Raw genomic sequence first — 13,181 nt, 5'->3', positions numbered from 1 at the left:
TGCTGTAGGAGAAGGATTCGAACCTTCAAGGAGCGATTAGTTCCAATAGTAACCTTAAAGATAATTATTGGAATTTTTGCCGAACTCTCCACCCCCGAGACAGGAGGGTACGTCTGCCAATTTCGTCACCCTACATTGTTCAACCTAAGATTATTTAAACTTAGTTGTTGATGCAAAGTTAAAGCAACTCCTGATTTTGTGCAAATTTATCAATAAAAATTTATAAAATTTACAGATTGTTTAATAAAATGGGCTTATTTTTGCAATTTATCTAAATAGCCCATAAAAATAAGTTTATGAATTACGAATTTGATAATCAGGAACATTTAAAACTGGACAAGCTTGATTTACAAATCTTATCAATTTTGGTTGAAGATGCTAAAATAGCATATACTAAAATTGGTGAGATGCTTTATGTATCGGCGGGCACAATACATGTACGAGTAAAAAAATGGAACAAATGGGAATTGTCAAAAGCCAACAATTAATTGTTGATCCTGTAAAATTAGGCTTTGATATATCAGCTTTTATTGGAATCTACCTGCAGCAAAGTTCTATGTATGAGGATGTAGTAGCAAAATTAAAGTCTGTCCCTGAAATTGTAGGGTTAAATTATACAACAGGAAATTACAGCATCTTTTTAAAGGTGATATGCCGGGATACAAAACATCTTAAGGATTTATTGCACGACAAAATTCAAAATATCACAGGAATACAAAGAACAGAAACTTTTATTTCACTGGAAGAGAGAATCAACAGACAGGTTAAGCTTTTAGCCGTAGATGAGGAAAAATGAGCCAATAAAGAACAAGGTTCCACTGGCCGAAGTGAAAAATGTTTTACAATAAAAATCGTTACTAAAATTGACAGTTAGAAGACAATATACGTATAGCAAGCAGACTTTTACCTGAATTGGCACAAAAAAAACAGATTTTTGTACGAATTCAAGCAATTTGCTAAACAATATTTCCGTTAGGGTTTAAGAAGCGCAAAAAATCATTAAGGAAAGACGTGATTTATAGAAGTAAAGTTGCAGAGGTTAAAAAAAATTTTTCGATCGACTCAATAAATATAAATGCCTTGTCGTTTAACCATCTGTATGAAATTGATAAAGCTTGTCCCTTTATACTTAATGTTTTTTTTAATCAGTAAATCTGATATACAGGCGCAACAGTTTACTCAGTTTACTCAGTATAATTTAGTAGGATTAGTAAACAATCCTGCATATTGTGGCAGTAATGAAGGTATAAATATAGAAGGAGCATTTAGAGCACAGTGGTTAGGATTAAGCGAACGACCGATAACTCAGACCTTGGGAGTGCATGTGCCAATGCCGGTTTGGAATAGTGGAGTAGGATTGAACATATTAAATGACGCTTTAGGATTAGAACGCAAGACCTCAGTTTATCTGAACTATGCTTATTCAAAAGCAATTGGAAAATCTTCAATAATTTCCGGAGGTATTCAGATAGGATTTATTCAAAAGGGATGGCGAGGTGATAGATTTATTTCACCGGATGGAAATTATGAAAATGGAAGTATTAATCATAACGACAACTTAATACCGGTAGGAACACAAGCTTCCATTGCTCCGGATATAAATTTAGGACTTCTTTTTACAAACAGATTTTTTAGAATAGGATTATCGGTACAACAATTAATAGAGCCTCGAAATACATTCACTTGGGCTGACAATAAAGTATCTGTAAAAAATAATAGAAACTATTTAACCACTATTGCATACGATATTGATTTAAACAGAATATTAAGACTAACTCCTTCGTTGTTAATGAAAACCGACCTGATAAAATACCAGTTAGACCTTGGCGCAATGATAACCTATGACCGGATGTTTCATGGTGGGGTGTCATTCAGGGGATTTGAACAAAAATCTTTCGATGCAGTAGCAATAGCTGCCGGAATAAGTTTAGGTAAAAAATGGTTGATTTCTTATGCTTACGACATTGGAATCTCAAAATTGCGAAGTTTCAATTCGGGATCTCATGAGTTAGTTGTTCATTATAAAATCTTAGATTTTGTGCCAGAAAGTAGAGGTAAAACTATTTACAATCCCAGATTTTTGTAAAAAAAGTGCGATTTACCCTTGAAATTTTCTAAATAAACCTAAAAGTTTGGTTGAAATATTAAAAAGACCTATTTTTACGAGCCGGAAAACAATTATTAACAAAAATAAGTATAAAATAAAACAAAACTTGTCCCATGAAAAAATTAGCATTAATTTGCATTGTCATCACTGCGTTAATGGCTTCGGCAGGCTGCCAAAAATCTGGCACGCAAAGTAATGGCCAATTAGTAGGGGTGCAAGACCGTCCGAAATGGGATCATATAAATCCATTCGGCATGGTTTACATTCCATCAGGTACTTTTCATTCCGGCCCGAGCGATGAAGATGTAAATAACTCGCTCATTCAAAGAACCCGTGCAAAATCAATTCAGGGTTTTTATATGGACGATACTGAAATTACCAATAATGAGTATCGCCAATTCGTACATTATGTACGGGATTCCATGGCCCATACTTTATTAGATCATTTTACCGAAGATGAAGACGGAAATAAAAAACTTGACTGGACATATCCGATTGATTGGTCAGGCACAGGTGACGGACCTGCTTTAGAATCTATGTTTTACACAGGTGGTGATCAGTTTTGGGGAAGAAAAGAATTAAATACCGGTTCGTTGGTGTTTAATTATGAATGGTACGATTGGAAAGCTGCTGCTCGTAAAGACATGCGTGAAAATGCAAGAAGTTCGTTTATCCGCAAAGAAGAAGTAAAAATTTACCCTGATACTTTGGTTTGGATTCATGATTTCTCCTACTCCTACAATGAGCCGATGACCAGAAACTATTTCTGGCACCCATCATTTGATGATTATCCTGCTGTAGGTGTAAGTTGGGTACAAGCAAATGCATTTTGTGCTTGGAGAACAAAAGTGTGGAGAGATTATGCTGCTGAAAACGGAGAAACGATGGGTGAAGAGTTTCGTCTTCCCTTTGAACATGAATGGGAATATGCTGCACGCGGAGGCATGGAAAGTGCTCCATATCCTTGGGGAGGACCTTATGTTCGTAACAGCAAAGGCTGCTTGTTAGCAAACTTTAAACCAGGTCGTGGGAATTATCCTGAAGATGGTGGATTCTATACTGTAAGAGCAGATTCATACCACCCTAATGATTACGGTTTGTACAATATGGCGGGCAACGTATCAGAATGGACTTCTACAGCTTTCTATGAAAATGCTGACGCTTTCGGACATGACATGAATACAGATATCCGATATGATGCAAGCAAAGAAGACACAGAAACCATGAAAAGAAAAGTTATTCGCGGAGGATCTTGGAAAGATATCGCTTATTATATTCAAACAGGTTCCCGTCATTGGGAATATCAGGATACTTCTAAATCCTATGTAGGTTTCCGTTCAACGCTTACTTTCTTGGGACGTTCTATAGACGACAAATATTAATTCTTCCCAATTCGGTATGCCATTGCTTTTTTGTAATGGCATACCGAAAAATCACCTGAAATCACAAAAATTTTTTAAAATTTACTCATTTAAACTAAACTACAAGAAACTATGGCTATTTACGAAAGGAAAGGATTTGCCTACATCAGAAATCTATTCATTGGTTTGGGTGCAGGTTTTATCATCATCGGTGCATTAGGGAAAATCATGCACTACGAATGGGGTAATATCGTACTACCCCTCGCAATGGTTTGGGAAGCATCTATTTTCATTATCCAGGCGCTTATCCCACCTCACCGCGAATATCATTGGGAAAAATTGTATCCCGGTTTAGATGATGTCGCTTCTAAAATCGAACCCCTTACAGCTGAACCAAGTGGTGATGTTACTTCACGCTTAGATAAAGCACTTTCTAAAGCAGGTGTAAACAACGAGTTAATCGGTCGTTTGGGAACACATTTGAATTCTTTAGGAGATAATTTATCAAAAATGTCTGATGTAACCAGTACTGCAAAAGCCACAGGAGACTATGCAAAAAGTGCAGGTGAAGCTGCAGAAGCATTATCAAAAGTAAAAGTAGCTTATGAAAACGCTGCTATCGTAGCAAACGATTTGAAGTCTGCTGCTGACAATACTAAAAAATACCAAGAGCAAGTTCAGGCAGTTTCTAAAAATTTAGCAGCTTTGAATGCTGTTTACGAATTGGAATTGCAAGACACGAACAACCATTTGAAAGCGATGAACAAGTTTTACAGCAATTTGACCAATGCTATTCAAAACCTCAACGATTCTGTAGCCGATACTCAAAAGTACAGAGAACAAATGTCAAATTTGGCTAAAAACCTGGGTACACTTAACAATGTATATGGCAATATGTTGAGCGCAATGGCAATTGGCGCAAAAGGTTAATTTAATTTATAGCAGATATTGCTTAAAACAAAATTTGTTCACTTCTTTTAAATTTAAAGTTAATATATGTCAATTCCAAAGGAACCTCGGCAGCAGATGATTAACATCATGTATTTGGTGTTAACTGCTCTGCTTGCATTAAATGTATCCGCGGAAATTCTTAACGCTTTCAGATTAATACGCAAGGGTATTGATAACTCGAATGTTTCAATTACTCAGAAAGTAAATAATACGATGGCAGCCTTTGCGGCTAAAGTCGAAAAAGAAAAACGCGGAGAAGAATATTTAGCAGCAGCAGAAGAAGCCAGAAAACTTTCGGCTGATTTTAATACCTATGTTTCTGGCTTAGACCAAAAATTGGTGGATGCAATAGGTATTGACCCTGAAAAAGGGGATCTTAAGCGGGCGGATGACCAGGACACTCCTACAAGAATATTTGTTGTAGAAAAAACCGGCGAAGAACTACAAAGTAAAATACTTGAATATCGCAAAAAGTTTTCTGAACTTTTAACTGATCCGGCAGAACAAAAAGTTATTTTAGAAGCGTTGCCTCTTAATGTTGAGGAAGTTCCTGCCAATAGTACCAAGAAAAACTGGTCTGAGTATATGTTTTACCAAATGCCTGCACAGGCTGTTCGAACATTGCTTACCAAATTTCAAAACGATGCTATTTCAAGCGAAGCTATTGTTGTAGATAAATTGTTTGAAAAAGTAGGTGAAACCACCATCTTATTTGATAAGTTTCAACCTGCGGTTATTCCCAACGCTACTTATTTATTACAAGGCGAAAAATTTGAAGCTCAAATATACCTCGCTGCTTCAAGTTCAATGTCCCGACCCTCAATTTCTCTTGGTGGTCGTGCATTGCCCTTAGATGCAAACGGAATGGCAACCTATTCTGAAACAGCAAGTGGTGTGGGTGAACGTTCGATTACCGGTAATATTACCACTAAAGACAGTTATGGAAATACAAAATCTTATCCTTTTACAACAAAATATACAGTAGCTACTCGACCTGACCATGCTCCTGTTGTATCTGCCGATAAAATGAATGTGTTTTATATAGGTGTTGATAACCCTATCACAGCGTCTATTACAGGTATTCGTGACGATCAGATTAATGTTAGTATCAATGGTGGTGGCGGCTCTCTTACCAAAGCAAGTGGCCCCGGACAATACACAGTAAGAGTTACCTCTCCCGGTAAAGCTTCAATCAACTTAAGCGGAAAATCTAAAGACGGATCACCTGTTAACGGATCAAAAGAGTTTCGTGCTAAATACATACCGGACCCCATTCCGGAGTTAGGTGGTAAGGCCGGTGGCGCTTTGAAAACCGGAGAATTAAAAGCTCAGTTGGGTATTGCTGCTGTACTTAAAGATTTTGATTTTGATGCTAAGTTTTCAGTTGAAGGCTTTGAAATTACCCTTGCAGAAAGAGGACAAGACCTTCTTACTTGTAATAACTCCGGCTCAAAGTTCGGTAGTCAATGTCAAGGTCTGATTGATCGTGCAAAAGTTGGAAGTATCTATTACATAGACAATATCAGAGCTAAAGGTCCTGATGGAAGATCTAGAAAACTGCCGACTATTTCTTTTAAAATTATCTAATTCTGTTTAATTGGGCTGCGCCTGAAAACGCAGCCCAATTTACAAAATTTTAATGGTTACGATTTATTTGTTCGATGATTTATAATACTGAAAGGCTTTCTCCGATTATTTAGAAAATACAATAGCTAATAAATACTAAACTACTATCGTCTCCGTTTAATAATCAAATAGCAAATCACAATTAAAACTGGATATTTACCATGAAAAGGTTATTTTGGATAGCAAGTTTTCTTTGCTTCACCCTGTTGTTGACCGTTACCTCCTTTGCACAAACCAAAGAAGGTTATGAAGAAGGTGGTGCTCAGGGAGGTCAACCTCAAGAGTCGCCAAGTTCTGAAACAGAAGGGTCAGTTGTAAGAGATGGTGCTTATGACAAAAACTCAATTAAAGAGAAAAAAATCCTTCAGTATGATCACATTCGCGAAGCAGATGTGTTTTGGGAAAAAAGAGTTTGGAGAGTAATTGACACTCGACAAAAAATGAATCTTCCTTTTGTTTATCCTAAACATCCATTCATTCAGGTGTTGTTAGATATCATCAATCAACATCCCAATGATGCTAAAATTTTTATGGATGACGAATTTAAACAACAAGTATCATTAAAAGAAATCCAAAGCCAATTGGGTTCGGTTGATACTGTACAGGTATTTGATCCTGATAAAGATGAATATATCCAAAAAATTGTAACCAACGACTTCAACTGGATGAATGTTAGTTTGTTCCGATTAAAAGAAGATTGGATATTTGATGAAGAATCTGCTTCAATGGTTGCCCGTATTATGGGTATTGGTCCAATTATGGATGTAATTGACGATAATGGAAATTATCGCGGACAAAAAGCAATGTTTTGGGCATACTACCCCTCTTTCCGCCCATTCTTTATCAACAACGAAGTTTTTAGCCCGACTAATGATGCCATGAAACTTACGTGGGATGACATTTTTGAAATGCGATTGTTTGGAAGTTATATCATGAAAGCCTCAAATATTCAGGACAGAAGAATTCAAGAATATGCTGCAGGTCGTGATGCCCTATTAGAATCAGAAAAAATCAAAAAAGAGATTTTCGAAAAAGAACACAATATGTGGACTTACTAATAACAATTTTTTCTTTTTGACGTTAAAAAGGCTAATCTGGGTAAACCATTTTAGCCTTTTTTGTTTTTATAATTTTGACCTTTTTTTAGTTAGCACATAAATTTCAATTGTTAAATCAATAAAAAACTATTAATGGTTTGAGAGGAGTTCTACTTTAATTTAACGTGAGGTTGGAAATTGGAGCCTTATTTTACAAGGGATTAAGTGATATTAAGCAACAAATTGGATGGTGTTTGTGTAATTATTTTCGTTGGGGATAAAAACAGATGGTTTTTTATCTAAGTGTTGATAGGCAATTAGCGCAGCCATAAAATGTGTAGCAGCGTTTTCCGGTTTGCGATGTCTTGTGTGTTCTAAATTGCAAACTGTTTTCAGAATATCATTTACCGATTCAATCAATGCTCTTTTTTACTGAGAGAGACATCTTTAGGCAAAGCGGGATATTGATTTTTACGGTTCTTCTTTGGTTTTAGGATAAGTTGTAAACCTTGTTTAACAAATTCGTCAAAGAGTTTGGTGTAATAGCCTTTGTCTGCTGCACATTTGCCCTGCAAGTTGCCCAACAGATAGCGCAGCAAGTTGTGGTTATTGTCTGCCACATTTCCAGCAGTAAACGCAAACTTAACAATTTCTCCGAATTGGTTGATGACTAAATGCAACTTCAAGCCAAAGAACCAACCTGTGGAGGTCTTACCTTTGGCAGCGATGTCTTTAAACACCCGATTTTGGCTTTGACGATGTATATGGCATACCGGTAATTTGGTTGCGTCTATGAAGTAACAGCCTGTTTTGAGGGCTTTTTCACATGAACGTAACATCCAAAGCACTAATACCGGCAAGCATTTGTGTATCAATGATAAAAAGTGCTTATAGCCGGGCTTTCGGAAAATAATGGTTAAATTCGCCCAAAATGAGTTGTTCATAGTAGTATTGAAAAGTTTTGTAACCGGATAATTGGTAAAATACAAGAATTGTGGCTATTTCCGATGGACTTAAACCAAGCTTTCGTCCCTGAGGTTTATGACCCAAAATACAGTGTGATTGATTGCAGTTAGTATAGTCAAGCAATAAATCGTCAATCTCTATGTACAACGATACCAGTTTGTTTGTTATAACAAGAAGCATAAAGAATAGAGGGGTTGTTGGTTGGTGATTTTTTTTCCAAACTCAAAATTATATCAACCACAACCTCTTTTTTCTATTCCCCACTATTATTTATCTAAATTTAATTCCAACCTCACGTTAATTTAGTTTCATCACATCAATATTTTTTAACCTTAAAACAATTGGTCTATGAAGCAGACATTAAAGTTCACAGCATTGCAACTTTTGTTGATTTTACAAACCTTTGTCCTAAATGCACAAATTGAGCATTACGACAAAGATACCGTATCCCATCATTCAAATTCTGAAGTAAATAGCGATCAAAATGACCTGTCGCAAATTAGGGATGGAGCTTATGACAGAAATATTTCCAAAGAAAGAAAAGCATTGCCATATCCTCCTCTAAGAGAAGCCGATATTTTTTGGCAAAAAAGAGTTTGGAGGGTAATAGATACCAGGCAAAAAATGAACCAACCGTTTGTTTATCCACCTCAACCTTTTGTACAAATCTTATTAGACATTGTAAAAAAGCATAAAAACGAAGTGCCGCTTTTTATAGATGATGAGTTTACTCAACGTCTGAGTATTGAAGATTTGGAACGCAGGTTAGGCTCAGTGGATACCATTAACGTTTATAATCCGGAAACTGACGATTACGAGATTAGAGTAGTTAAAAATGATTTTAACTGGTCAACTGTCAATCTTTTTAGGATAAAAGAGGATTGGATGTTTGACGAGCAAACCTCAACAATGATTGTTCGGATATTAGGAATAGCTCCAATTAGGGATGTAATTGATGACAATGGAAATTTTAGAGGACAGGAAGCTATGTTTTGGGCATATTATCCTAATTTAAGACAATACCTGGTTAAATATGACATTTTTAACCCGGCAAATAATGCCATGAATCTAAGTTGGGAAGATTTGTTTGAAATGAGAAGATTTTCAAGCTACATCATAAAAGCATCCAATATATTTGATAGACGAATAAGTGATTATGCTTCGGGAAGAGATGCTTTGTTAGAAGCTGAAAATATCAAAAAAGAAATCATGGAGTTTGAACACAATCTTTGGTCATACTAACTATAATATACGTTTTATTTTAGGGGTAGTATTGCATATTAATTTATTTCAGGAGAACACAAATATTCCTATCCAACTTAAAAAAGGTGCTTGTAAAACAAGTCAAAAAAATATTTAAAAATCAAGCAAGTTCAGATTCAGACAAATAGCACATTTTGAATATCCCTCACTTTCAAACTTCAGATAAGTTTTTGCTTAAATGTGGCAAATATTTTGATGAATGAAAAAAGTGAGGGATTACTGTTTCAAACCTAAGAAGTTTAGCTTTAAAAATCACTTAACAAGTTTTAAAACAACGGTTTGATCTGGAGTATGAAACTGTACGAAATAGATACCTTTACTAAATGAGGGGATGTAAACGGGTAATATATTTTGTCCGGTTTGTAGTTTCAAATTTTGTAGCCAGATTTTTTGTCCCTGAATGTTAAATATTTCTAGTTTGCAGTCCTGAATTTGTTTTGGATTAAAAATAAACAGTGAAAATTTATCTTCTATTACCGGATTTGGAAAGAGCTTGACAATTATCTCACCAATCCCTAATTCGTCGGGTGAATAAACCGGAAACTCTGTTCCGGTTACTCGAATATTGTCAATCATTAACCAGTTACCCCCTGCTGTAGTATTTCTAAAAACTAAATGAACACTTTGACCTGCATAAGCTGTCAAGTCAATGGTTTCCGTTCTCCAATCAGTAGCAGATTGAGGTGTAGGTGCTGTTCTTGTACTTAAAGTAGCGCCTGATTTATTAAACAGCTCTTCATAGGGAGGGCTACAAAAAGGGCTCGCAAGAACACTTAATGCATCTGCTTTATCGTCTGTAAAACGATAGCTGACATCAAAACTGAGTTGGGCATCTGAAAAATTTCGCAAATCAATATTCGGTGAAAAGAAATCATCAATAGAACCTTCTACTTCGAAATAGTCGCTGAAATCGTTTTTTACACTCATTACTCCGCCAATTTGACCATCTGAAGAGACTACTTCGAAAATCTGTTGCCAAGGAACAGCATTTGCTTCATCGTATAAACTCCAACCGTTATCGGGATAAGGTGTAGTAAAAGTTTCTGTGTAAGGTGCGGGAATACCGGCTCCAATGGTGATCATTTTTGCCAAAGTGTCTGTTTTTGGATAAGAATCGGGTTGTTCATTGGGCAGATAAGTGAATACTTTCAGAAGATGAAGGCCATTCGGTATTTCCGGTATTCCTAAAAAGATTCCGGATGCCGATTCTCCAACTTGCAAAGAACCCGTCCATTCAGTTACTTCAGACGATACTTGTTCATTAACAGAGTATCCTATTTTTAAAGAGTTGACCTCATTTAATCCGTTGTTTTTAATGCTTATAAAGATGGGAACGTAGTTTGAAAAACAATAACTGCTGAACGGTTCATCTATAGAACTGAGCTTGATATCATTATCGGCGATTGGTTGACAAGCAGTTGAGTTTAAGATAGAAGATCGCATAATATGTACTGCAGCATGAGAACGAGCTGTTTGACCAATGGTGAACATATTAGTACAATCATCACCAGGGTAGTCCATATAATTCATATACATGTCACTTACATTATCACAGGTTGAATGTGGAAAGGTATAACAAGTAAAATTTGCCTGTAATTGGGGAGGAGTATCTTCAACAAAATCATCACTACAAAAAGAACCTTCACTATCATTAAAAGTATGGTAAAGGTTTAGCCAATGACCGACTTCATGGGTCATAGTTCGCCCCAGACCATAAGGAGGATCCGCCAATCCGGGTTTGCCAAAATATTCATAATCACACACAATTCCATCAACCGCAGGATCAGCACCCGGTAAATATGCAAAAGCCAGAACTCCGCTGCTATTATTCAGATTGATAACCCAAACATTCAAATATTCATCGCGGTTCCAGATATTTTTTCCTCCTTTACTGTCAAAATGCATTCTGGTTATAACCTCATAATTTCCGCTGTTATAAGCAAACTGGGTTACATCAGTATAGGTGCGAGTAATTCCGTTTGTAGGATTGCCCTCCGGATCATGGGTAGCCAGACAAAACTCAAACCGCATATCAGAAGCTACAGGTTTAAAATAGTCCGGAGTGTTAATAGTATCAGCATTTAAGCGCCTGAAATCTTCATTTAATACATCCATTTGGCTGTAAATGATAGAATCGGGCAGATTTTCCTCGTCATTATGATAAATAATATGAATAACTGTAGGAATTGTGATAATTTCATTTTCCCAACTTCTGTGATTATTGTTAATATAATCTTGAATTTTACGTTCAGAGTTTTTTCGAAATGCTGAAATTTCGGGGTTTGTTTGTTGGGCCAAACTCATAATCTCATCTGTTCCACAAGGCTCCGGTTGACCAAATACTTCAAAAGTTATTGGACAGAATAAAACCAAAAAAACAATAAGTTGTTTTATCATTGAGTTATTGATGGTTATTAAGTTAGGTATTTGTTGATAAAGGTAGCAATTATCAATCGTTATAGTATAGTTTTCAATTTTAAAGGTTAAATATTGTAGTTTGCCGCAACTTATTATCCAGGAATTCCTACCATGTAATAAAGGGTAAACATAAAAATACTAACTTTGCGGTCGTTTTTTTAATTTTAAGAACAAACAATCTGAAGAGCAAAATTCAGACTAATTTTCTAAACCGGAAGTATAGCTTTTGGGATTTCAAATAGACTTGAGCATAAAACTAAACATTTAAATTTACTGATGCAGCAATTCAAATCTGATGTAGAAGCCATTGACTCAATGGCAGTAACTTATAAAAATCTGAAGCAGGAAGTTGGAAAAGTAATTATAGGACAAGATGACGTAGTAAAAAAGGTATTGCTTTGTATTTTTTGTGATGCACATGCTTTATTAGTAGGTGTGCCTGGTTTGGCAAAAACCCTGTTGGTTAAAACAATAGCTGATGTTCTAAATCTCAGTTTCAAACGCATTCAGTTTACACCTGACCTTATGCCATCCGATATTACAGGAGCTGAAATTTTAGATGAACAACGTCAATTCAGATTTACGCGCGGACCTTTGTTTGCCAATATTTTATTGGCAGATGAAATTAACCGTACCCCTCCCAAAACACAATCGGCATTATTGGAAGCTATGCAGGAAAGATCTATTACAGTTGGTGGGCATCTCCATCAACTCGATTTGCCCTTTTTTGTTTTAGCAACACAAAACCCAATTGAACAAGAAGGTACTTATCCACTGCCTGAAGCACAGTTAGACCGATTTATGCTCAACATTAAGGTAGATTATCCAAGTTTTGAGGAAGAAGTTAATGTGGTGAAAAGCACAACGGCAGTCCGAGATGTAGTTCTAAAAAAGTCGCTTTCTGCTGATGAAATTCGATTTTTCCAACATTTAGTTCGCAAAGTACCTATTGCAGATAATGTGTTACAATATGCTGTAAAGCTTGCCAGTAAGACAAGACCCGGTACTACCCTGGCTACAAAAGAAATTAACGAATACATTTCCTGGGGTGCCGGTCCGCGAGCTTCGCAATTTTTAGTAATCGGAGCAAAAGCCAATGCAGCATTGAACGGAAAATATTCTCCTGATATGGAAGATGTTCAGGCTGTTGCTGAAGATGTTCTTCGCCACCGTTTAGTGAAGAATTATAAAGCGGAGGCAGAAGGAATTGCCATTGAAGATATTATCCGCAGATTGTTATAGAAGCTCAATATTAATCAAAGATATTTAATTGCGTTTTACAGGTTCTTAAGTTAAAACAATTTAAGGTACTTGAAAAATGCAAAGTTGTTATGGCAATAATGAGATAACTTAAAGTTGCAAGCACTTACTTTTTTCAGTCCAATTTCATTCTGAAATCATTTGCAGTCTCACTGATTTTAAAATTGAATGGATAAATGTCAAATTTTTCCA

11 protein-coding genes and 1 pseudogene are annotated in these 13,181 nt (G+C 36.0%); 8 read left to right on the top strand and 4 right to left on the bottom strand.

Going from position 1 to position 13,181, the window contains the following annotated elements:
- The first annotated feature begins 296 nt into the window (after positions 1 to 296).
- From IPM47_20030 to gldN (IPM47_20005), 6 genes and pseudogenes are all read left to right on the top strand, one after another.
- Positions 297 to 796, top strand: a pseudogene (locus IPM47_20030) (Lrp/AsnC ligand binding domain-containing protein).
- 303 nt (positions 797 to 1,099) lie between these two features.
- Positions 1,100 to 2,086, top strand: coding sequence for a PorP/SprF family type IX secretion system membrane protein (locus tag IPM47_20025; GenBank protein QQS29095.1), 987 nt, complete (start codon positions 1,100 to 1,102; stop codon positions 2,084 to 2,086).
- Positions 2,087 to 2,220: 134 nt separating this feature from the next.
- Positions 2,221 to 3,489 (top strand): SUMF1/EgtB/PvdO family nonheme iron enzyme, encoded by a 1,269-nt coding sequence (locus tag IPM47_20020; protein QQS29094.1) that lies wholly within the window; start codon positions 2,221 to 2,223, stop codon positions 3,487 to 3,489.
- A 111-nt stretch (positions 3,490 to 3,600) separates the two neighbouring features.
- Positions 3,601 to 4,398, top strand: a complete 798-nt coding sequence (gldL, locus tag IPM47_20015) for a gliding motility protein GldL (GenBank protein QQS29093.1) — start codon at positions 3,601 to 3,603, stop codon at positions 4,396 to 4,398.
- A gap of 66 nt (positions 4,399 to 4,464) precedes the next feature.
- Positions 4,465 to 6,006, top strand: a complete 1,542-nt coding sequence (gene gldM, locus IPM47_20010; GenBank protein ID QQS29092.1) for a gliding motility protein GldM — start codon at positions 4,465 to 4,467, stop codon at positions 6,004 to 6,006.
- Between the two features lie 200 nt (positions 6,007 to 6,206).
- Complete coding sequence (gldN, locus tag IPM47_20005) at positions 6,207 to 7,103, top strand: gliding motility protein GldN (protein ID QQS29091.1); 897 nt, start codon at positions 6,207 to 6,209, stop codon at positions 7,101 to 7,103.
- 210 nt (positions 7,104 to 7,313) lie between these two features.
- On the opposite strand, the gene IPM47_20000 is transcribed toward gldN (IPM47_20005), so the two are convergent.
- Genes IPM47_20000 through IPM47_19990 form a run of 3 tightly spaced genes read right to left on the bottom strand, consistent with a single transcriptional unit; the run spans position 7,314 to position 8,228 of the window.
- Positions 7,314 to 7,502 (bottom strand): hypothetical protein, encoded by a 189-nt coding sequence (locus tag IPM47_20000; protein QQS29090.1) that lies wholly within the window; start codon positions 7,500 to 7,502, stop codon positions 7,314 to 7,316.
- Positions 7,499 to 8,026 carry a transposase gene (locus tag IPM47_19995; GenBank protein QQS29089.1) on the bottom strand — a complete coding sequence of 176 codons (528 nt, stop codon included), beginning with the start codon at positions 8,024 to 8,026 and terminating at the stop codon, positions 7,499 to 7,501. The genes IPM47_20000 and IPM47_19995 overlap by 4 nt, the downstream gene beginning before the upstream one ends.
- Positions 7,971 to 8,228, bottom strand: coding sequence for a hypothetical protein (locus IPM47_19990; protein ID QQS29088.1), 258 nt, complete (start codon positions 8,226 to 8,228; stop codon positions 7,971 to 7,973). Before IPM47_19990 ends, IPM47_19995 begins: the two co-directional genes overlap by 56 nt.
- Positions 8,229 to 8,396: 168 nt before the next feature.
- On the opposite strand from IPM47_19990, the gene gldN (IPM47_19985) reads away from it, so the two are divergent.
- A complete protein-coding gene (gene gldN, locus IPM47_19985; GenBank protein ID QQS29087.1) occupies positions 8,397 to 9,290 on the top strand; it encodes a gliding motility protein GldN in 894 nt (297 codons plus the stop codon).
- 273 nt (positions 9,291 to 9,563) lie between these two features.
- On the opposite strand, the gene IPM47_19980 is transcribed toward gldN (IPM47_19985), so the two are convergent.
- The gene (locus IPM47_19980; GenBank protein ID QQS29086.1) at positions 9,564 to 11,708 is read right to left on the bottom strand and encodes a T9SS type A sorting domain-containing protein; all 2,145 of its coding nucleotides are present in this window, start codon (positions 11,706 to 11,708) and stop codon (positions 9,564 to 9,566) included.
- Positions 11,709 to 12,005: 297 nt separating this feature from the next.
- On the opposite strand from IPM47_19980, the gene IPM47_19975 reads away from it, so the two are divergent.
- Positions 12,006 to 12,971, top strand: coding sequence for a MoxR family ATPase (locus IPM47_19975; GenBank protein ID QQS29085.1), 966 nt, complete (start codon positions 12,006 to 12,008; stop codon positions 12,969 to 12,971).
- Positions 12,972 to 13,181: the final 210 nt, after the last annotated feature.

Source organism: Sphingobacteriales bacterium (assembly GCA_016700115.1).
Taxonomy (GTDB): Bacteria; Bacteroidota; Bacteroidia; order Chitinophagales; family UBA2359; genus UBA2359.
This window is presented reverse-complemented; position numbering and strand designations above follow the sequence as displayed.

What these genes read in the sequence shown, in the direction of transcription:
- IPM47_20025 (QQS29095.1), top strand. Translation starts at nt 1,100, where the DNA reads ATGAAATTGATAAAGCTTGTCCCTTTATACTTAATGTTTTTTTTAATC.
- IPM47_19980 (QQS29086.1), bottom strand. Translation starts at nt 11,708, where the DNA reads ATGATAAAACAACTTATTGTTTTTTTGGTTTTATTCTGTCCAATAACT.
- gldN (QQS29087.1), top strand. Translation starts at nt 8,397, where the DNA reads ATGAAGCAGACATTAAAGTTCACAGCATTGCAACTTTTGTTGATTTTA.
- IPM47_19975 (QQS29085.1), top strand. Translation starts at nt 12,006, where the DNA reads ATGCAGCAATTCAAATCTGATGTAGAAGCCATTGACTCAATGGCAGTA.
- IPM47_19995 (QQS29089.1), bottom strand. Translation starts at nt 8,026, where the DNA reads ATGAACAACTCATTTTGGGCGAATTTAACCATTATTTTCCGAAAGCCC.
- gldM (QQS29092.1), top strand. Translation starts at nt 4,465, where the DNA reads ATGTCAATTCCAAAGGAACCTCGGCAGCAGATGATTAACATCATGTAT.
- gldN (QQS29091.1), top strand. Translation starts at nt 6,207, where the DNA reads ATGAAAAGGTTATTTTGGATAGCAAGTTTTCTTTGCTTCACCCTGTTG.
- gldL (QQS29093.1), top strand. Translation starts at nt 3,601, where the DNA reads ATGGCTATTTACGAAAGGAAAGGATTTGCCTACATCAGAAATCTATTC.
- IPM47_19990 (QQS29088.1), bottom strand. Translation starts at nt 8,228, where the DNA reads ATGCTTCTTGTTATAACAAACAAACTGGTATCGTTGTACATAGAGATT.
- IPM47_20020 (QQS29094.1), top strand. Translation starts at nt 2,221, where the DNA reads ATGAAAAAATTAGCATTAATTTGCATTGTCATCACTGCGTTAATGGCT.